Source organism: Vibrio sp. 1CM23M, from assembly GCF_023161755.1.
Classification (GTDB): domain Bacteria; phylum Pseudomonadota; class Gammaproteobacteria; order Enterobacterales; family Vibrionaceae; genus Vibrio; species Vibrio coralliirubri.
In genome coordinates, this window is the sequence record NZ_JALNTR010000014.1 from 35977 (window position 1) to 57131 (window position 21155).

The 21155-nt window shown below is 46.0% G+C and carries 20 protein-coding genes; 14 read left to right on the forward strand and 6 right to left on the reverse strand.

The genetic code is table 11. The features are described 5' to 3' along the window. The first annotated feature begins 1 nt into the window (after window position 1). The 13 genes from MSG35_RS22825 (at window position 2) to MSG35_RS22885 (ending at window position 12185) form a co-directional block, all read left to right on the forward strand. Complete coding sequence (locus tag MSG35_RS22825) at window positions 2–775, forward strand: ParA family protein (protein WP_019825554.1); 774 nt, start codon at window positions 2–4, stop codon at window positions 773–775. A gap of 23 nt (window positions 776–798) precedes the next feature. Further along, window positions 799–1680 carry a ParB/RepB/Spo0J family partition protein gene (locus tag MSG35_RS22830; protein ID WP_248385046.1) on the forward strand — a complete coding sequence of 294 codons (882 nt, stop codon included), beginning with the start codon at window positions 799–801 and terminating at the stop codon, window positions 1678–1680. Between the two features lie 192 nt (window positions 1681–1872). Beyond that, on the forward strand, window positions 1873–2262 hold the full coding sequence (locus MSG35_RS22835) for a F0F1 ATP synthase subunit I (RefSeq protein WP_017058798.1): 390 nt from the start codon (window positions 1873–1875) through the stop codon (window positions 2260–2262). A gap of 8 nt (window positions 2263–2270) precedes the next feature. After that, window positions 2271–3068, forward strand: a complete 798-nt coding sequence (gene atpB, locus MSG35_RS22840) for a F0F1 ATP synthase subunit A (RefSeq protein ID WP_009848124.1) — start codon at window positions 2271–2273, stop codon at window positions 3066–3068. Between the two features lie 50 nt (window positions 3069–3118). After that, entirely contained in the window at window positions 3119–3376 is a 258-nt protein-coding gene (gene atpE / locus MSG35_RS22845) for a F0F1 ATP synthase subunit C (protein WP_004411110.1), read from the forward strand. Window positions 3377–3434: 58 nt separating this feature from the next. Next, on the forward strand, window positions 3435–3905 hold the full coding sequence (atpF, locus tag MSG35_RS22850; RefSeq protein ID WP_010433231.1) for a F0F1 ATP synthase subunit B: 471 nt from the start codon (window positions 3435–3437) through the stop codon (window positions 3903–3905). 15 nt (window positions 3906–3920) lie between these two features. Next, the gene (gene atpH, locus MSG35_RS22855) at window positions 3921–4454 is read left to right on the forward strand and encodes a F0F1 ATP synthase subunit delta (RefSeq protein ID WP_009848122.1); all 534 of its coding nucleotides are present in this window, start codon (window positions 3921–3923) and stop codon (window positions 4452–4454) included. A 13-nt stretch (window positions 4455–4467) separates the two neighbouring features. Next, window positions 4468–6009 carry a F0F1 ATP synthase subunit alpha gene (gene atpA / locus MSG35_RS22860; RefSeq protein WP_010433235.1) on the forward strand — a complete coding sequence of 514 codons (1542 nt, stop codon included), beginning with the start codon at window positions 4468–4470 and terminating at the stop codon, window positions 6007–6009. 48 nt (window positions 6010–6057) lie between these two features. Next, entirely contained in the window at window positions 6058–6924 is an 867-nt protein-coding gene (atpG, locus tag MSG35_RS22865; protein ID WP_016794171.1) for a F0F1 ATP synthase subunit gamma, read from the forward strand. Between the two features lie 34 nt (window positions 6925–6958). Further along, window positions 6959–8362 (forward strand): F0F1 ATP synthase subunit beta, encoded by a 1404-nt coding sequence (gene atpD / locus MSG35_RS22870; protein WP_048610850.1) that lies wholly within the window; start codon window positions 6959–6961, stop codon window positions 8360–8362. Between the two features lie 18 nt (window positions 8363–8380). Next, a complete protein-coding gene (locus MSG35_RS22875) occupies window positions 8381–8803 on the forward strand; it encodes a F0F1 ATP synthase subunit epsilon (protein ID WP_004735742.1) in 423 nt (140 codons plus the stop codon). Between the two features lie 183 nt (window positions 8804–8986). Beyond that, window positions 8987–10345 carry a bifunctional UDP-N-acetylglucosamine diphosphorylase/glucosamine-1-phosphate N-acetyltransferase GlmU gene (glmU, locus tag MSG35_RS22880; protein WP_048610853.1) on the forward strand — a complete coding sequence of 453 codons (1359 nt, stop codon included), beginning with the start codon at window positions 8987–8989 and terminating at the stop codon, window positions 10343–10345. A 220-nt stretch (window positions 10346–10565) separates the two neighbouring features. Then, a complete protein-coding gene (locus MSG35_RS22885; RefSeq protein WP_248385047.1) occupies window positions 10566–12185 on the forward strand; it encodes a sensor domain-containing diguanylate cyclase in 1620 nt (539 codons plus the stop codon). A gap of 77 nt (window positions 12186–12262) precedes the next feature. On the opposite strand, the gene punC is transcribed toward MSG35_RS22885, so the two are convergent. Beyond that, window positions 12263–13474 (reverse strand): purine nucleoside transporter PunC, encoded by a 1212-nt coding sequence (gene punC, locus MSG35_RS22890; protein WP_050633564.1) that lies wholly within the window; start codon window positions 13472–13474, stop codon window positions 12263–12265. Between the two features lie 163 nt (window positions 13475–13637). On the opposite strand from punC, the gene punR reads away from it, so the two are divergent. Beyond that, window positions 13638–14552, forward strand: a complete 915-nt coding sequence (gene punR / locus MSG35_RS22895) for a DNA-binding transcriptional activator PunR (RefSeq protein ID WP_017058788.1) — start codon at window positions 13638–13640, stop codon at window positions 14550–14552. A gap of 100 nt (window positions 14553–14652) precedes the next feature. Here punR and ilvA read toward each other — a convergent pair whose 3' ends face one another. From ilvA to ilvG, 5 genes are read right to left on the reverse strand one after another with little or no spacing between them, the layout of a single operon-like run. Further along, window positions 14653–16197 (reverse strand): threonine ammonia-lyase, biosynthetic, encoded by a 1545-nt coding sequence (gene ilvA, locus MSG35_RS22900; protein WP_248385048.1) that lies wholly within the window; start codon window positions 16195–16197, stop codon window positions 14653–14655. A 2-nt stretch (window positions 16198–16199) separates the two neighbouring features. Further along, window positions 16200–18041, reverse strand: a complete 1842-nt coding sequence (gene ilvD, locus MSG35_RS22905) for a dihydroxy-acid dehydratase (protein WP_019825534.1) — start codon at window positions 18039–18041, stop codon at window positions 16200–16202. Window positions 18042–18074: 33 nt separating this feature from the next. After that, window positions 18075–19043 (reverse strand): branched-chain amino acid transaminase, encoded by a 969-nt coding sequence (locus MSG35_RS22910; protein WP_017063017.1) that lies wholly within the window; start codon window positions 19041–19043, stop codon window positions 18075–18077. Window positions 19044–19055: 12 nt separating this feature from the next. Next, complete coding sequence (ilvM, locus tag MSG35_RS22915) at window positions 19056–19340, reverse strand: acetolactate synthase 2 small subunit (RefSeq protein WP_017055442.1); 285 nt, start codon at window positions 19338–19340, stop codon at window positions 19056–19058. Window position 19341: 1 nt separating this feature from the next. Beyond that, window positions 19342–20988 (reverse strand): acetolactate synthase 2 catalytic subunit, encoded by a 1647-nt coding sequence (ilvG, locus tag MSG35_RS22920; RefSeq protein WP_059022104.1) that lies wholly within the window; start codon window positions 20986–20988, stop codon window positions 19342–19344. Between the last annotated feature and the right edge of the window lie 167 nt (window positions 20989–21155).

A 21155-nucleotide genomic window follows, 5' to 3' on the forward strand; every position in this document is an offset into this window, starting at 1 on the left:
AGTGGGTAGAATCGTAGCAATTGCCAACCAGAAGGGTGGCGTAGGAAAAACAACAACTTGCATTAATTTAGCAGCATCAATGGCGGCAACAAAACGCAAGATATTGGTTGTTGACCTCGATCCTCAAGGTAATGCCACTATGGCGAGCGGTGTCGACAAGTATCAAGTTGAAGCAACTGCTTACGATTTGTTGGTTGAAGACACCCCATTTGATGAGGTGGTTTGCCGGAGTACATCTGGCAATTATGACCTCATCGCTGCGAACGGCGATGTTACTGCGGCAGAAATCAAGCTGATGGAAGTGTTTGCTCGTGAAGTTCGTTTAAAAAACGCACTCGAATCCATTCGCAATAACTATGATTTCATCTTTATTGATTGCCCGCCCTCATTAAACCTTCTTACAATTAACGCGATGGCTGCGGCCGACTCCGTATTGGTTCCTATGCAATGTGAATACTTTGCTTTGGAAGGTTTGACTGCATTGATGGATACCATCAGTAAGCTAGCGGCTGTTGTAAATGAGAACCTGAAGATCGAAGGTCTTCTGCGTACTATGTACGATCCTCGCAACCGCTTATCGAACGAAGTATCTGATCAACTCAAAAAACACTTTGGTAGCAAAGTCTACCGAACTGTGATCCCTAGAAATGTGCGTCTGGCAGAAGCTCCGAGTCACGGCAAGCCAGCAATGTACTACGACAAATATTCCGCAGGAGCTAAGGCTTATCTTGCTCTTGCAGGCGAAATGTTGCGTCGTGAAGAAGTCCCAGTATAGGTCCAACCAAAGGAATTCGCTCAATGTCTAAGCGTGGTTTAGGAAAAGGGCTAGATGCATTGCTTGCAACTAGCTCATTGGCTCGTGAAAAACAGCAAGTTGCTTCTCATAGTCAGGCGTTGTCGGCTGATGGTGAGCTTATCGAACTGGCTGTTGGTTGCTTGAAGCCTGGTGTATATCAACCGCGTAAGGATATTGCGCCTGAAGCGCTAGAAGAGCTGGCTGCATCAATTCAATCTCAAGGTATTATCCAACCGATCGTAGTTCGCCCATTGGCGCATGACCAGTTCGAGATTATTGCTGGTGAACGTCGTTGGAGAGCGGCTCGTCAAGCTGGCCTTAAACAAGTGCCATGCCTGATCAAGAGAGTTGAAGACAAGGCCGCTATCGCGATGGCATTGATTGAGAATATTCAGCGTGAAGACCTGAATGTTATCGAAGAAGCACAAGCGCTAGAGCGCCTACAGAACGAATTTGAGCTGACACACCAACAAGTCGCTGATGTTATCGGTAAATCGAGAGCAACGGTGAGTAACTTATTACGTCTAAATCAGCTCGAAAATGAAGTAAAAGGTTTAGTTTCCAATAAACAACTGGAAATGGGGCATGCTCGAGCACTGCTTGCGCTTGAAGGTGATACACAGGTTGAAGCAGCAAACACTGCGGCAACCAAAAAAATGACCGTGCGTCAAACTGAGCAACTTGTCAAAAAGTGCTTAAAACCAGACGTTGAAGGTGAATCGAAGCCTGAAGACACAGAAGCTATCGAACTTTCACGAAGACTCACGGAAAAATTGCAAGCAAACGTTTCAGTTACTCGTTCTGTTAGCGGTAAGTCAAAAGTGATAATTACTCTTGATGAGCCTCACAAATTAGAGCAACTTATTGCTAAACTAGAGTACTAAATGAGATAATTGATTTAGGTCAATTATGTAATAAACAAGTAATTTCGTACAAAAGTTGTAGGTTTGTATGCAAAAATGTAAATGATTGCTGCATTGTTATTGCAATCAATTTGGCTGAACGTATAATTTTCGCCAATTTCTCAGCACGCTTTTAAGCGAGTAGTAAAGAAGGCTTAAAAGAGGAACGAATACATGGTAGCGGCGTTAGCAAGACCAGGACGAGTGCTTGCAAAGCAAATGTTATTGATCGAGCTTAGCGCGGTTATATTAGTGGCGATAGGGTTAGGTTTAGCTGTTAATCCTGATTGGGGTTTTGCTGCATTAATCGGTGGCGGTATTTTTGTCATCGCAAATGCAGTTTTTTGTGTGTGTGCTTTCCTATTTAGTGGAGCTCGCGCAACTAAGTTAGTTGCGGCGTCGTTCTATGCAGGCGAAGCGCTAAAAATCCTTATCACAGTTCTACTATTCTCTATTGTCTACATGTATATGCAGGTGGAATTAGTTCCCCTCAAACTGACCTATTTACTGGTTCTAGGTATTAATATCTTTGCGCCAGTGCTTTTCATTAACAATAAAAAATAGGATGAGTTATGGCTGCGCCAACAGCATCCGGATACATTGAGCACCACTTACAAAACCTTTCTTTAGCTAAGTTTGGTCTTGTAGAGGAGACAAGTTTCTGGAACGTACATATAGACAGTCTGTTTTTTTCGGTGTTGACAGGGATGTTATTCCTTTGGGTTTTTCGCTCAGTCGCTAAGAAAGCAACAGTAGGTGTACCTGGTAAGCTTCAGTGTTTTGTTGAAATGGTAGTGGAATTCGTTGGTGACAACGTTAAAGAAACTTTCCATGGCCGCAACCCTCTGATTGCCCCACTAGCACTGACTATATTCTGCTGGATTATCATTATGAACTTGATGGACTTAGTGCCTATCGATTTCTTACCATATCCTGCAGAGCATTGGCTAGGTATCCCTTACTTGAAAGTGGTTCCTACAGCTGATGTAAATATAACAATGGCAATGGCTTTAGGTGTTTTTGCTCTGATGATCTACTACAGCATCAAAGTGAAAGGTCTAGGCGGATTTGCTAAAGAATTGGCACTGCATCCATTTAATCACCCAATCATGATTCCATTTAACTTGGTACTTGAGGTAATTTCGTTATTAGCGAAGCCACTATCTCTAGGTATGCGTTTATTTGGTAATATGTTTGCGGGTGAGGTGGTGTTTATTCTTATCGCGGCAATGCTACCGTGGTACTTACAATGGGTAGGTGCACTACCTTGGGCTATCTTCCATATCTTGGTTATTTTGATTCAAGCGTTTGTTTTCATGATGTTGACAATCGTTTACTTATCAATGGCTCATGAAGATAGTGATCACTAAAAAAATTTTTAAGCTTTATTCTAACTATTAATGTTAATCGGAGAACGTAAATGGAAACTGTACTAAGTTTTTCAGCAATCGCTGTTGCTATTATTGTTGGTCTTTGTGCCGTAGGTACTGCAATTGGTTTTGCTATTCTTGGTGGTAAATTCCTAGAAGGCGCTGCGCGTCAACCTGAAATGGCTCCAATGCTACAAGTTAAGATGTTCATCATCGCTGGTCTACTGGATGCTGTTCCAATGATCGGTATCGTAATCGCACTACTATTCACGTTTGCTAACCCATTTGTTGGTCAACTAGCAGGCTAATTAACTCTCAATAGTTAATTAAATTTTTGTAGTTGATTCTTAACGAGGGGTAGCTGTTGTGAATATGAACGCAACTCTGTTAGGTCAAGCAATTGCTTTTTCATTGTTTGTTTGGTTCTGCATGAAATATGTATGGCCACCAATCATGCAAGCAATTGAAGAACGTCAGAAAAAAATTGCTGACGGTCTAGTAGCCGCTGAACGCGCTGCTAAAGACTTGAACCTGGCACAAGCCAACGCTTCTGAGCAAATGAAAGAAGCAAAGCGCACTGCAACTGAGGTTATTGATCAGGCAAACAAACGTAAAGCTCAAATTATTGATGAAGCACGCGAAGAAGCTCAGGCAGAACGCCAGAAAATCTTAGCGCAAGCTGAAGCAGAAATTGAAGCAGAGCGTACACGTGCCCGTGATGACCTGCGCAAACAAGTCGCAACTCTGGCTATAGCTGGTGCTGAGAAAATCCTTGAGCGTACAATCGATAAAGATGTACACGATGATCTTCTTAACAACATTACTGCAAAACTTTAAAGCAAGGGGCTGTATATGTCTGATTTGACTACAATCGCACGCCCCTATGCTAAAGCAGCGTTTGACTTTGCGGTAGATAAAGGTGAGCTAGACCAATGGGGTCAGATGCTTACTTTTGCTGCCGAAGTGGCACAAAATGATGATGTTCATAATTTATTAAGCGGTTCTATGACTGCTGAAAAATTAGCTGAAGTATTCATTGTAATTTGTGGCGAACAATTTGATGAATTCGGTCAGAACTTAATTAAAGTGATGGCAGAGAATGGCCGCTTAATGGCTTTTCCTGATGTTTGTAAAGAGTTCTTTATACTCAAAAAAGAGTATGAGAAAGAGATCGACGTTGAAGTAACTTCAGCGGTTGAACTTTCTGAAGAACAACGCGCAGAGATCAGCAGCAAATTGGAACAGCGCTTAGCGCGCAAAGTTCAGCTGAATTGCAGTATAGATGAGACTCTACTTAGTGGAGTTATTATTCGAGCCGGAGACCTAGTCATCGATAACTCAGCGCGCAGTCGTCTAGACCGCCTGAGCGATGCATTGCAGTCTTAATGGGGATTGGAGCATGCAACTTAATTCCACTGAAATTAGCGATCTAATTAAACAACGTATTGAATCTTTCGACGTTGTTAGTGAAGCTCGCAATGAAGGTACTATCGTTTCTGTAAGCGATGGCATCCTTAGCATCCACGGCCTAGCGGACGTGATGCAAGGTGAAATGATCGAACTACCGGGTGGCCGTTACGCTCTAGCACTAAACTTGAACCGTGATTCGGTTGGTGCTGTTGTAATGGGCCCGTATGCTGACCTACAGGAAGGCATGAAAGTTACAGGTACTGGTCGTATTCTAGAAGTACCAGTAGGTCCTGAAATGCTTGGTCGTGTTGTAAACACGCTAGGTGAGCCAATTGATGGTAAAGGTCCAATCGAAGCTAAATTGACTTCGCCTGTAGAAATTATCGCACCAGGTGTAATCGACCGTAAATCGGTAGATCAACCTGTTCAAACTGGTTACAAGTCTGTTGACTCAATGATCCCTATCGGTCGTGGTCAACGTGAACTAGTAATCGGTGACCGTCAAACTGGTAAAACAGCAATGGCGATCGATGCGATTATTAACCAAAAAGATTCTGGTATTTTCTCTATCTACGTAGCTATCGGCCAAAAAGCGTCGACTATTGCTAACGTAGTTCGCAAACTAGAAGAGCACGGCGCACTAGCAAACACTGTTGTTGTTGTTGCATCTGCTTCTGAATCTGCAGCGCTGCAATACCTTGCACCGTATGCTGGTTGTGCGATGGGCGAATACTTCCGTGATCGCGGTGAAGATGCACTGATTGTTTATGATGATCTATCTAAGCAAGCTGTAGCTTACCGTCAAATCTCGCTACTACTTAAGCGTCCACCAGGTCGTGAAGCGTTCCCAGGTGATGTTTTCTACCTTCACTCTCGTCTACTAGAGCGTGCTGCTCGTGTAAGCGAAGCATACGTAGAAAAATTCACTAACGGTGAAGTGACAGGCAAGACTGGTTCTTTAACTGCTCTACCTATCATCGAAACGCAAGCTGGTGACGTATCTGCATTCGTACCAACGAACGTAATCTCGATTACTGATGGTCAGATCTTCCTACAAACTGAGCTATTCAACGCGGGCGTACGTCCAGCTGTTGACCCTGGTATCTCAGTTTCTCGTGTAGGTGGTTCGGCGCAGACTAAAATCATCAAGAAGCTATCTGGCGGTATCCGTACTGCTCTAGCTCAATACCGTGAACTTGCAGCATTTGCTCAGTTCTCTTCGGATCTTGATGAAGCGACTAAGAAGCAGCTAGACCACGGTCAAAAAGTTACAGAACTGATGAAGCAGAAGCAATACGCTCCTATGTCTGTATTTGACCAAGCTCTAGTAATCTTCGCTGCAGAGCGTGGATACCTTCAAGACGTTGAACTTTCTAAAGTTCTAGACTTTGAAGCTGCTTTACTGTCGTTTGCTCGTGGTCAATATGCCGATCTAGCAACACAGATCGACACAACGGGTGCTTTCAATAAAGAAATCGAAGCTGAGCTGAAGAAGCTTGTTGACGATTTCAAGGCAACCCAGACCTGGTAATTGGTAGGTGGTCTTAGGGCCACCTCATACCATTAACGGAGAGTAACGATGGCCGGCGCAAAAGAGATACGTAATAAAATCGGTAGTGTTAAAAGCACACAGAAGATTACGAAAGCAATGGAAATGGTAGCAGCTTCAAAAATGCGTCGTTCTCAAGACGCAATGGAAGCTACTCGTCCATATGCAGAAACAATGCGTAAAGTGATCGGTCATTTGGCTAATGGTAGCCTCGAGTATAAGCATCCTTATCTTGAGGAACGTGAAGCCAAACGTGTTGGTTACATCATCGTTTCTACAGACCGTGGTCTTTGTGGTGGTTTGAACATTAACTTGTTCAAAAAAGCCATGAACGACATGAAAGATTGGTCTGAGAAAGGTGCTGACGTTGAACTTGCAATTGTAGGTTCAAAAGCGACAGCATTTTTCAACAACAGCGGCGCGAAAGTAGCAGCTCAAGTTTCTGGTCTGGGCGATCGTCCAAGCCTTGAAGACTTGATTGGCTCTGTAAGCGTTATGCTGAAGAAATATGATGAAGGCGAATTAGATCGCCTGTTCGTAGTGTTCAACAAGTTTGAAAACACTATGGTTCAAGAACCAACGATCGATCAATTACTTCCTTTGCCTAAATCAGACAGCGAAGAAATGAAACGCAGTCATTCTTGGGACTACATTTATGAGCCCGAGCCAAAACCACTACTAGATGCACTATTGGTTCGCTATGTCGAATCTCAAGTGTACCAAGGTGTGGTTGAGAACCTTGCTTGTGAGCAAGCGGCTCGAATGATTGCAATGAAATCAGCAACAGATAACGCTGGTGACATTATTGATGACTTAGAACTTGTGTATAACAAAGCGCGTCAAGCGGCGATTACACAAGAACTTTCTGAGATCGTTTCAGGCGCAGCTGCGGTTTAAGCTTAGGTAAAACTAAATAGTTAGAGGATTAACGATGGCTACAGGTAAGATCGTACAGATCATCGGTGCGGTAGTCGACGTAGAGTTCCCACAGGGTGAAGTACCTCGTGTATACGACGCTCTGAATGTTAATGAAGTACAAGAACGTCTAGTTCTTGAAGTTCAGCAACAACTTGGCGGTGGCGTAGTTCGCGCAATCGTAATGGGTAGCTCTGATGGTTTACGTCGTGGTTTGACAGTTGAAAATACTGGCGCTCCAATCTCAGTACCAGTAGGTACTAAGACATTGGGTCGTATCATGAACGTCCTAGGTGACGCGATTGATGAGTGTGGCGAGATTGGTGCTGAAGAGCATTACGCCATTCACCGTGAAGCTCCAAGCTACGAAGAGCAGTCTAACGAGACAGCTCTTCTAGAAACTGGTGTTAAAGTAATCGACTTGATTTGTCCATTCGCTAAGGGTGGTAAAATCGGTCTATTCGGTGGTGCTGGTGTAGGTAAGACCGTTAACATGATGGAACTTATCAACAACATCGCACTTCAACACTCAGGCCTATCTGTATTTGCAGGTGTAGGTGAGCGTACTCGTGAAGGTAACGATTTCTACTTTGAGATGCAGGAAGCAGGTGTTGTAAACATCGAAAAACCTGAAGAATCAAAAGTAGCGATGGTTTACGGTCAGATGAACGAGCCACCAGGTAACCGTCTACGTGTTGCACTGACTGGTCTAACAATGGCAGAGCGCTTCCGTGACGAAGGTCGTGACGTTCTACTGTTCGTTGATAACATCTACCGTTACACACTAGCAGGTACTGAAGTATCAGCACTTCTAGGTCGTATGCCTTCTGCGGTAGGTTACCAACCTACACTAGCTGAAGAAATGGGTGTTCTACAAGAGCGTATCACGTCAACTAAATCTGGTTCTATCACGTCTGTACAGGCGGTATACGTACCAGCGGATGACTTGACTGACCCGTCTCCAGCAACAACGTTCGCTCACTTGGATGCAACGGTTGTACTTAACCGTAACATCGCATCTATGGGTCTATACCCAGCGATCGACCCGCTAGATTCTACTTCACGTCAACTGGATCCATTGGTAGTTGGACAAGAGCACTACGACATCGCTCGTGGCGTTCAGTCTACTCTTCAGCGCTATAAAGAGCTGAAAGATATCATTGCTATCCTAGGTATGGACGAGCTATCTGAAGAAGATAAGCAAGTTGTATCTCGTGCTCGTAAGATTGAGAAGTTCCTAACTCAGCCTTACCACGTAGCGGAAGTATTTACAGGTGACCCAGGCGTTTACGTACCTCTTAAAGAGACTCTACGTGGCTTCCAAGGTCTTCTATCTGGTGAATACGATGACATTCCAGAGCAAGCGTTCATGTACTGTGGTGCAATTGACGAAGCTATCGAGAATGCTAAGAAGCTATAAGGCTAACTAGGAGGCGATATGGCAGCAATAACCTTTCACCTAGACGTTGTAAGTGCAGAGAAACAAATTTTCTCAGGCCTTGTTGAGACGTTTCAGGTGACCGGTAGTGAGGGTGAGCTTGGTATTTTCCATGGTCATACTCCACTGCTGACCGCTATCAAGCCTGGTATGGTGCGTATTGTTAAGCAGCACGGCCACGAAGAAATTATTTATGTTTCTGGTGGTATGGTAGAAGTTCAGCCTGGTACAGCGACTGTACTGGCTGATACAGCTATCCGTGGTGAAGAGCTAGACGCAGCAAAGGCGGAAGAAGCTAAACGCAAGGCTGTGGAGAATATCCAAAATCAGCATGGCGACATAGACTTCGCACAAGCGGCCGGTGAACTGGCTAAAGCCATTGCTCAGTTACGAGTTATCGAACTGACAAAACAGCGTCGTTAATCTTTTTAAGATTATAGACTCTGAGATAAAGGCGACCTAAGGGTCGCCTTTTTGCATTTTTGATGTTCTCAAAAATGCTTCTTTTACGTATCACTACTGGTTAAATGGTTATTGCGATTTAATTTTTCGGCCAAAAACGGTTACAATATCGGCTTAATAAAAATAACGTTGGATAGGTTTACAATGAAGTTTAGCGCGGTAATTCTCGCGGCGGGCAAAGGCACTCGCATGTATTCAAACACACCAAAGGTTCTGCACACACTTGCGGGTAAGCCAATGGTGAAGCATGTTATCGATACCTGTAATGGTCTAGGCGCTCAAAACATCAACCTGGTTTACGGCCACGGTGGTGATCAGATGAAGGCTACTCTAGCTGAAGAATCTGTAAATTGGGCACTGCAAGCTGAGCAACTGGGTACAGGCCACGCGGTGGATCAAGCATCTGCACATTTCGCTGATGATGAAAAAGTATTGGTGCTATACGGTGATGTTCCACTGATCTCACCTGAAACCATTGAAAACCTATTAGACGCTCAACCAAACGGTGGTATCGCGCTACTTACGGTCGTGCTAGACAACCCAATGGGATACGGTCGCATTATTCGTCGTAATGGCCCTGTTGTGGCTATCGTTGAGCAGAAAGATGCAACGGATGAGCAGAAGCTTATCAAAGAGATCAACACTGGCGTTATGGTGGCGACTGGTGGCGATCTGAAGCGCTGGTTGTCTGGCCTAAGTAACGACAACGCACAGGGTGAATACTACCTGACTGACGTTATCGCAGCGGCTCACGATGAAGGTCGAGCGGTTGAAGCGGTACACCCAGTAAGCCCAATTGAAGTGGAAGGCGTAAACGACCGCTCTCAACTGGCTCGTCTAGAGCGTGCTTACCAAGCTGAGCAAGCAGACAAGTTATTAAAGCAAGGCGTAATGCTGCGCGACCCAAGCCGCTTCGATCTACGTGGCGAACTGCAGTGCGGTATGGACGTTGAGATTGATACTAACGTTATCATCGAAGGCAGCGTAAGCATTGGCGATAACGTGATTATCGGCACTGGTTGTGTATTGAAAGACTGCGAGATTGATGACAACACCATCGTTCGCCCATACAGTGTGATCGAAGGTGCAACAGTAGGTGAAGACTGTACGGTTGGTCCTTTCACTCGTCTACGTCCTGGTGCTGACATGCGTAATAACTCGCACGTCGGTAACTTTGTTGAAGTGAAGAACACTCGCCTTGGTGAAGGTTCTAAAGCGAACCACTTAACGTATCTAGGCGATGCTGAAATTGGTCAGCGCGTAAACGTGGGTGCGGGTGCAATTACTTGTAACTACGATGGTGCGAATAAGTTTAAGACCATCATCGGCGACGACGTATTCGTTGGTTCAGATAGCCAATTAATAGCACCTGTTACGATTGGTAATGGTGCTACCGTTGGAGCTGGCTCTACAGTAACACGCGATGTTTCTGAAAATGAGCTGGTTATCAGCCGTGCGAAAGAACGTAAGATTGCTGATTGGAAACGTCCAACTAAGAAATAATCTCTAACGTTCAAAAGATATTCTTATGAAAGCCAGTAGCATCGCTACTGGCTTTTTTGTATCGGTCACTCACTGCTAACAAAATAATCAATTTGGCAATTGTATTTTTTTAATAGATTGTTAATATTCGGGCAGTAGTTCGGTATAAATGGGTTAATGTACGGTGATATTGGTTGAAAAGAAATGGCAAACATTGCCGATCATTATTTTGTCTTTTTCAATGTTAATAGGTCTCTATGGCTTTTATGTAACGTTGGAAAAGCTGGTTGTTGAGAATGAGCGTGATCATCTTGTCTCTTTGATGTCAGACGTTATCTATGAAATTCGTGAAGATAGTGAGTTATTTACGGCTGATATGGATGTCGATGATTACATCGGAGACTTAACGCAAGCCAACACTCGACTCCGAATCCAAGTGATCAGTCCCGATGGTGTCGTGATTGGTGATACGGATCTTTCAGACCATGCACTAGCTAGAGTTGAAAATCACGCTAACCGCCCCGAATTCAAGCAAGCCCTTCAACAAGGTACTGGCAGTGATGTCCGTTTTAGTACCGTTACCTCCATCGACCGAATCTACTATTCAATGAATGAGAGCGTTAACGGGCAAGATTTCGTTATCGTGATCTCTTCGCCAATGCATCAACTGAAACAGATGAACTTCCAATTGATGGGGATTCTGGTTGGTATGGTGTTACTGAGTTTGAGCTTCTTGATCGGCACCTCTTACGTGAGTAATCGCCAAATTGTTCATCGAGTGGAAGAAGAACAGAAGAAGCAAGATGAACGCATTCGCCAACGAACCCACGAAATTGAGTTGATGCACCGCCTCGCGAATATGCTGGCCGCGTGTAACAACATGGTGGAAGCCCAACAGATCGTGTCGGATATCTTGCCGCGAATTCTCGGTAACGTGAACGGCAGTGTTTCTTTGATGCGTGCATCGCGTAACCAGTTGATCACTCAGCTCGATTGGGGAGAGACTTGGCCGGGAAGTGCGAGCTTTGCTCCTGAAGAGTGTTGGTCACTGCGTAAGGGGCGTGCACATCAATCAAATGACGATTTCCACTCGTTAACCTGTGGTCACATGCATGAGATGGAAAACAACCAAACCCTGTGTATTCCGTTGACGGCACATGGCAACACCATCGGTATAATGCACCTTTATTTCGGTGTTGGTGATATCAAGATAGATCCCATTACTGAGCAATTGGCGTTCAGCGTTTCAGAGCACTTAGGCTTGGCATTAGCTAACCTGAGCCTGCAAGAGAAGCTTCGCTCGCAAGCATTGAGCGACCCTCTTACTGGCTTATTCAACCGTCGTTTCTTCGAACAAAAACTGGAAGAGCACTCAATGAATTCGGCCACCAGCGAGCAGCCATTATCGCTATTGATGCTCGATTTGGATCACTTCAAACGCTTTAATGACAACTTTGGTCATGATGCGGGTGACTTCGTATTGAAAGAGATCAGTGCACTACTCAAACAGAGTGTTAGCGAAGACGAGATTGCTTGCCGGCTCGGTGGTGAGGAGTTAGCGGTTCTGCTTCCACATTATTCAATGCAAGAAGCGACGGAGTTTGGTCAAACCTTGTGTGATGCGGTGCGCTCAATGCACCTTGAGCACAAAGGCTTATCGCTAGGGCAGCTTGGAGTTTCAATTGGTGTGGCCACCTATCCTAAGCCTGCGTCTGATACCGAATCTCTGGTCAAGATGGCCGATAATGCTTTGTACATGGCGAAAGATATGGGCCGCAGCCGAGTGGTTAACTATGATGAATATAGCCGCCATAAAGCGCCAGCGTTAGAAATTGTTGACGGTGAAGCGGCTTCGAAATAGTCATAAGCAAAGGCTGAATTTAGATATAAAAAAAGAGCGAGTAATCTCGCTCTTTTTTGTTTTCGTTAACCTAGAAACTAATCTTGTTTCTCGTCAGCGACCACTCGAGAGTTGTCTGGTGTCGCGAAGTGTTCAGAAAGCTCTTTGTTCGAAACAATATAGCCAACCCACAATGCGCCCAAACAGATCACAACCGCGATACCTGTCGCGCTTAGTGCTTGGCTAGCCATTGCTGCGACCAATGCACTTGATAGGCCACTGATGCTGATTTGCAGGCTGTTTTGTAGACCAGCAGCTGTCGCAGGGCTCTGTTTAGCGCTTGATAGGGCACGGTTTACTACGATTGGGTAAAGTGCGCCGTTTGCGACAGCAATCAAACAGAAAGGCGCAAGTAGAGGCCAGATTGACGTCAGTTCCCATTGTGATGCAATAAAAATAAGCATCGCTGCTACGCTGAACAAACCGATAAGGTTTCTTAGTACAACACCATCACCATATTTCTTCACCGCTTGCTTACCGAAGTAACCACCCGCCATGAACGCGATTGTTTGTGGGATAAAGCTCAAACCGATATCTTTTGCTTCATAACCTAGCTGAGCCATTATCTCTGGCATACCCGTTAGGTAAGCGAAGAACGCTGCAGATGCTGATGCAAACATTAAAACATTACCCATGTAAGGCTTTGATTTAAGCAACATCTTGATGTCTGTCTTAATCGATGTTTGTTTTACTTCAGGCGCTTCTTTTGGTTGAGCCATTGTCGTTGCCACTAGCAGTGCACCCATCAAGGTCAATGTGATGAAGATACTGTGCCAGCCAAAGTTATCTGCCAGTAACACACCTAGCTGAGGTGCTAGTGCAGGAGATAGCGCAACCAAAGGCATGATGGTTGCAAAAATTTGCTGGCTACTGCTTTGCGAGTAACGCTTGATAACCATTGCTTGCCAGATTACCGCAGGAGCACATACGCCGATCGCTTGAATGAATCGTAGTGTCAGTAGGTGCCATACCTCGGTGCTGAATGCTAAGCCGAATGAAGCTGCGGTAAAGATAACAAGACCAACCGCCAGCGTATTACGGTGACCATACTTGTCACTCGCTAGACCCCAAAGAAGCTGACCCATTGCCATACCGCCAAGGAATACCGTTAGAGACAGAGCTATTTGCTCTGGGCCGGTTGCGAAATCAACTTCCATTGCCTTAAATGCAGGAAGGTACATATCGGTCGCAATAAAGCCAAGCATTGAAAGAACTGCAAGGTAGACCAATTGAAATTTAGAAATATTCATAAGATGCCATTAAGCTAAAGGTAGTGATGTTTTTATCATCAAAAAAATTGTTTGATATACAGAAGTGAAAGCCCCTGTTTATTTATGCTGACATTCTATTTTTCAGACCTGATAAAATAAAACGCTAAAATATGTGGTTATCAATCAAAAAATTTGAAGGCTTATGTTCTCTAAATCCTCTTTAGAAATGCTCGATACGGTTGCTCGCTTAGGCAGTTTTACTGCGGCGGCAGAACAATTGCACAAAGTGCCATCGGCGATCAGCTATGGTGTTAGGCAGGTAGAGCAAGAACTGGATGTTCTACTTTTCAGACGTTTACCAAGAAAAGTAGAGCTGACACCTGCAGGTGAATTGTTCATTGAAGAGGCACGTGCGTTACTGAGGCAGATGGAAGAGGTCAGTGCCCAGACTCGCCGAGCAGCGCGTGGCTGGAAGAAAACCTTGCGCCTAACGCTCGATAACGTGGTTAAGCTCGACAAGATGAAGCCGATGATTGAAGAGTTCTATCAAACCTTTGAGTTTGCTGAACTTCAGATCAACATGGAGGTGTTTAATGGCTCTTGGGAAGCTATTGCACAGGGTAGAGCAGATATTGTGATTGGTGCGACCTCGGCGATTCCGGTCGGTGGCGACTTTGAGGTTAAAGATATGGGACGCCTAGATTGGGCGTTTGTAATGTCGCCAAGCCACCCGTGTGTGCGAGAGCAAAACCTCAATGAAGAATTTGTTAGCCAGTATCCCGCAATATGTTTAGACGATACTTCTAGTGTGCTCCCTAAGCGACACACAGGCCATTACTCAAATCAAAGACGCCTATTGTTACCTAACTGGTATAGCGCGATTGAATGCCTTAAAAATGGAGTAGGGGTGGGTTATATGCCAAGACACATTGCCGCGCCAATTATCGAACAAGGCCTGCTGGTGGAGAAAATACTGCCTGAACCGAGTCCGCAGAGTCATTGTTGTTTGGTATGGCGAAAAGACGATAACCATAAACTGATCGAATGGATGGTCAAATATCTAGGATCAAGTGAACAGCTGCACCAAGATTGGTTGGATCATCGCAAGGCGATCTAATGATCTCTTTATAAGAAGATCCTTTTCAAGCTTGAGCTGAATCAGCACCAATAAAAAGAGCGAGTAAATACTCGCTCTTTTTTGATTCGATCGTTAACTCTTAAGACAAGAAGAACTTGTAGGAAGGGTTATCGGTTTCATCTTTACACTGGTAGCCAAGCTCTCGTAGGTGTGTTGAGAACTGAGCCAAGTCATCATCATCAAGCTCAAAGCCACACAATACTCGGCCGTAATCGGCACCGTGATTACGGTAATTGAATAGGCTGATGTTCCAGTGGGTACCTAAGGTATCAAGGAATTTAATCAATGCACCTGGGTATTCTGGGAACTCAAAGCTGTATAGGCGTTCTTTCAGTGGCTTCGATGGTTTACCGCCAATCATGTAGCGAATGTGCAGTTTTGCCATCTCATCATCAGACAGATCGACAACCGGGTAGCCGCCCTCACGTAAGTCATTGATGATGTGTTCGAGTTCTTCTTGACCACCTTGTAGGCGTACACCAACGAAGATATTCGCTAGGCTTTCGTCGTTGTGGCGGTAGTTAAACTCAGTCACCGCTCGGCCACCAATGATATTACAGAACTCCAGGAATGCCCCTTGTCGCTCTGGAATAGTAACCGCAAGTAGACCTTCTCGCTTCTCACCCAGCTCACAACGTTCAGATACATATCGTAGGCCGTGGAAGTTGGTGTTAGCACCAGACAATACCGTTGCCAATTGCTTGTCTTGCAGTTGGTTCTGTTCAGCAAACTTCTTCAAGCCAGCCAGAGCAAGCGCTCCTGAAGGTTCAGCTATCGCTCGAGTGTCTTCAAAGATGTCTTTCACCGCAGAGCAGATCTCATCACTAGAGACTGCAATGTGACCGTCAATGTACTGTTGGCAAAGACGGAATGTCTCTTCACCAATGCGTTTAACCGCAACACCATCAGCAAACATGCTGACCTGATCCAGTACTACAGGTTCACCAGCATCGAGGGCCGCTTTTAAGCACGACGAATCTTCTGGTTCTACTGCAATGACTTTAATCTCTGGCATCAGCTGTTTTACTAGCACAGCAACACCCGCAGCTAAGCCACCACCACCAACCGGCACAAAGATATAATCCATGTGACCGTTTTGCTGCAGCATTTCCATACCCATCGTGCCTTGTCCTGCAATCACCAGTGGGTGATCGAAAGGAGGCACAAAGGTGAAGCCATGTTCAGCAGAAAGACGCTCGGCTTCTGCCTTGGCTTCATCAAAGTTGCTGCCGTGCAGAACCACGTTACCGCCAAATCCACGTACCGCATCAACCTTGATGTCTGGTGTGGTTTTTGGCATCACAATCGTGGTCTGAATACCCAACTTAGAGCCAGATAGCGCCATACCTTGAGCATGATTACCCGCCGATGCAGCAATCACACCTGCGGTTTTTTGCTGCTCAGAAAGGCTTGATACCATGTTGTAGGCGCCGCGTAGCTTGAACGAGTGCACCGGCTGGCGGTCTTCTCGCTTAAGCTGGACCTGATTTCCAATGCGCGCGCTTAAACGTGGCATATCCTGTAGAGGTGTCACGATTGCCGCTTCGTAAACCGGCGCTCTCAGGATCTGACGCAGGTAATCTGCGCCAGTTTGTTTCTGGGGACTGGAGGTGTCATCACTCATAGTTAGCCCTCAAGCTTAGACTTATCACGCACGGCGCCTTTGTCGGCACTGGTTGCCATGCTTGCGTAAGCTTTCAGTGCGAATGAAACTTCACGCTGACGGTTTTCTGGTTTCCAGCCTAGTGCGTCTTGCTTAACACGACGCGCTTCTAGCTCAGCTTCAGGCACATCAAGTGTGATTGAGCGGCTAGGGATGTCGATAGTGATGATGTCGCCAGTATTCACTAGACCAATAACACCGCCACTTGCAGCTTCTGGAGAAGCGTGACCGATAGACAGACCCGAAGTACCACCAGAGAAACGTCCGTCCGTTAGAAGCGCACAAGACTTACCTAGACCCATAGATTTTAGGTAAGTAGTTGGGTAGAGCATTTCTTGCATGCCCGGACCACCTTTAGGACCTTCGTAACGAATAACAACCACTTCGCCGGCTTTTACTTTACCCGCTAAGATACCGTCTACCGCCGTGTCTTGGCTTTCGAATACGATTGCAGGACCTTGGAATTTCAGGTTCTCCTCATCAACACCCGCGGTCTTGACGATACAACCATCAACGGCGATGTTACCTGAAAGTACCGCTAGGCCACCTTCTTGGCTGAATGCGTTCTCTTTGGTACGAATACAACCATCGACACGGTCATCATCAAGGCGATCCCAACGACAATCTTGTGAGAAGGCTTTAGTCGTACGAATGCCCGCAGGGCCTGCACGGAAGAACTTAAGCACGGCTTCGTCTTCGGTCTGCATGATGTCGTATTGAGCTAGCTGCTCTTGCATGCTTAGGCCAAGTACAGTGCGTGTTTGGTTGTTCAGTAGACCTGCACGATCAAGCTCACCTAGGATAGCCATTACGCCACCAGCACGGTGAACGTCTTCCATGTGGTATTTAGGCGTTGAAGGCGCAACCTTACATAGGTGTGGAACGCGGCGAGACATCTCGTCGATATCACCCATATCAAAATCAATCTCACCTTCTTGAGCAGAAGCCAATAGGTGAAGAACGGTGTTACTAGAACCGCCCATCGCGATATCCAGTGCCATCGCGTTTTCGAATGCTGCGCGGTTTGCGATGTTACGAGGCAGTGCTGATTCGTCGTCTTGCTCGTAGTAACGCTTAGTGAGGTCAACGATGCGCTTACCAGCATTGATGAATAGCTCTTCACGGTCTGCGTGCGTCGCTAGCATAGAACCGTTACCAGGCTGAGATAGGCCAAGTGCTTCTGTTAGACAGTTCATTGAGTTAGCTGTGAACATACCTGAACATGAACCACAGGTTGGACATGCAGAACGTTCTACTTGCTCACTTTGCTCATCTGAAATCGTTGGATCGGCACCTTGGATCATTGCATCAACAAGGTCGAGCTTGATGATCTGATCTGAAAGCTTGGTTTTACCTGCTTCCATTGGGCCGCCTGATACAAAGATCACTGGGATGTTAAGGCGCATTGCAGCCATCATCATTCCCGGAGTGATTTTGTCACAGTTAGAGATACACACCATAGCATCTGCACAGTGTGCATTGACCATGTACTCTACTGAGTCTGCGATAAGCTCACGTGATGGCAGTGAGTAAAGCATGCCGCCGTGACCCATTGCGATACCATCATCAACCGCGATGGTGTTGAATTCTTTAGCGATACCGCCCGCTTTCTCGATTTCACCCGCAACCAGTTGACCCATGTCTTTAAGGTGAACGTGGCCTGGTACAAATTGAGTGAACGAGTTTACAACCGCGATGATTGGCTTACCGAAGTCATCATCTTTAACGCCAGTTGCACGCCATAAAGCGCGCGCACCAGCCATGTTGCGTCCGTGGGTAGTCGTTGCTGAACGATAGATTGGCATTGCTTAAATCCTTATAAAATATTTGGCTGTTGCTTACTTAGTTGTTTGCGTTTGGTTTTCTGAAGTTTGGTCTGCTGGGTAAACGTAGTCTAACCAGCCCCACTTATCTTCAGTGGTTCCATTGAATAAACCAAAGTAAGCCGCTTGAACTTTTTCAGTGATAGGACCGCGTTTGCCTTCACCTACTGTAATTTTGTCTACGCTGCGAACCGGAACGATTTCCGCCGCTGTGCCTGTCATGAAGACTTCATCGGCAAGGTATAGCGCTTCACGAGCAATGTTCTCTTCACGGATTTCGTAACCCATGTCTTTTGCTAGTGTCATGATCGAATCACGAGTGATACCCGGCAGAATCGCGCTGGTCGCTGGTGGCGTTGATAGCACGCCGTTACGTACCACAAAGATATTCTCACCTGCACCTTCAGAAAGGTAACCATCAACACTCAGTGCGATGCCTTCATCGTAACCATGACGGCGAGCTTCGCCACCAACCAGTAGTGAAGATAGGTAGTTACCACCGGCTTTTGCTGCGGTTGGGATCGTGTTTGGAGCGGCACGGTTCCAGCTAGAAATCATCGCATCAACGCCATTTTCTAGTGCTTCTTCGCCTAGGTAAGAACCCCAAGGGAAAGCAGCGATGATTAGCTCCATCTCAGTGTTTTCTGGCGGGCAGACACCCAAACCAACGTTACCTACGAAACCTAGAGGGCGGATGTACGCTGACTCTAGCTTATTTTGGCGTAGCGTTTCGCGAGTCGCTTCCATAATTTCTTCCTCTGTGTAAGGAATAGGGAAGCGGTAGATTTTTGCTGAATCTTTTAGGCGCTTAGCGTGCTCAGGGTGACGGAAGATAACCGGCCCTTTTGGTGTGTTGTAGCAACGAACACCTTCAAACACCGAAGTACCGTAGTGCATTGCGTGAGTCAGGACGTGAACGTTCGCCTCTGCCCAAGGAACCATCTCACCGTTAAACCAAATATAGTCTGCTGTTTTAGCTGTCATGTTTACGGTTCCTTATGCGTTTATCTTTTGTTGTAAGTTGTTGTTTGGCAGTTCATTACGGCTGATCGAGATAACGTCAACGGTACGCACATCCCACAGCTTTTCGATTTGGTTTACCAAGAACGAGATCGGACGGTCACTGTCTACGATGATCTCAACACTCGCCACTTTGCTTTCGTGGTTTTGAGTGCCCGCAACTTGCTTAACAATGAAGCCACGGTGGCGGATAACACGAAGAACACGCTCTAGTAGTACAGGCTTATCATCGGCTTTGATGTCTAATAGGTATCTTTTCATGTTATGTGTTCTCCAACATCTCACTGTTTGAAGCACCTGGCGGTACTAGTGGCCATACGTTTTCTTCTTCATCGATAAGAACATGAAGTAGGTAAGCGGTTTTACTCTCTAGCATCTCTTTCAATGCTGGTTCTACTTCTTCTTTACGAGTGATGGTTTTGCCCGGGATATCGAACGCTTTCGCAAGCATCACGAAGTCAGGGTTGTCATCCAAGATAGTTTCACTGTGGCGGCCATCAAAGAACAGCGATTGCCATTGGCGAACCATGCCCAAACGAGAGTTATTAAGCAGTACCATCTTCACTGGGATCTGACGACGCTTCAATGTGCCAAGCTCTTGAATGTTCATCATGAACGAGCCGTCACCAGAGATAAGTATAGATTGGTCATCAGGACGCCCAACCGATGCACCCATTGCAGCTGGCAAGCCAAAGCCCATGGTGCCTAAACCGGCAGAGGTAATGAAGTTTTGTGGATCGCGAGGCTGAATGTGCTGAGCTGCCCACATTTGGTGTTGGCCGACATCGGTCGAAACCATAGAACTTGCTGGCATCATATCTGATAGTTGCTTCAACAACAGTGGGGCAAAGATCAGATCGCCAGGGTGGTCGTAACGCCATTTGAATGAGCTACGAAGCCCTTCAGAGTGGTGAACCCAAGAGGAGATGTCTTGGCTTAGCTCTAGTTGAGGCATGATCTTGTTGATGTCACCGCGAATTGGCGCGTTGGCAAGACGCAGTTTGCTGAACTCTGCTGCATCGATATCGATATGGATAACCTTCGCGTGTGGCGCAAAGGTATCGAGTTTGCCTGTTACTCGGTCATCAAAACGAGCACCGACTACAATCAATAGGTCACTCTCTTGAACCACAAGGTTAGCGGCTTTAGTGCCGTGCATACCCAGCATGCCAAGGTAGTGTGGGTCGTCACGTTCGATAGTGCCCAAGCCTTTCAGTGTGCTTACTGCTGGCATTGGGTTAAGGCGTAAAAACTCACGAACCGCATCGGTTGCTTTAGCAAGTTGAACACCACCACCTACGTATAAAACAGGACGGGTTGCTTGAGACAAAAAGTACTGTGCCTGTTCAATGGCATCGGTTGTCGCAACAGGAATTGCGGGTGGAGTAAATTCAGGAAGAGCGTTAACAGGTGCTTCTGCTAGTTGAACATCTTTCGCGATATCGACGATAACCGGGCCAGGACGGCCAGATTTCGCTACCACAAACGCTTCTGCGAGGGTTGGAGCAAGATCTTCAATATCAGTTACTAGGTAGCTGTGTTTAGTACATGACAGAGACATACCAATCACATCCATTTCTTGGAATGCATCGGTACCAATGTGGGAACTTGCAACCTGACCTGTGATTGCAACCATAGGGATAGAGTCCATAAAGGCATCAGCAAGGCCAGTGACTAGGTTGGTAGCACCTGGGCCAGACGTTGCCATACAAACAGCGACATCTTGTGTTGCTCGAGCCATGCCGATCGCGGCCATAGCAGCGCCTTGCTCATGGCGACATAGGATATGTTCAACCCCGCCGTCATAGAGTGCATCGTAGATTGGCATGATGGCACCACCTGGGTAACCAAATACGGTCTCAATTCCTTGTTGCTTGAGTGCGGATACGACTAGTTCTGCGCCTTTCATCGGAATTCTCCCGTATTACCTTTATTTTGGTAACTGTTTCCTTTGTCTCTGCACATCTTGTGCTCCCATTCTTCCTGTAAATCGGCAAAGCCGAAAATGCTCAAAAATATAAAAATCGAATGTTTAAATTAGAAAAAACCCCCGGACTTGTCAGTGCGGGGGTTTTT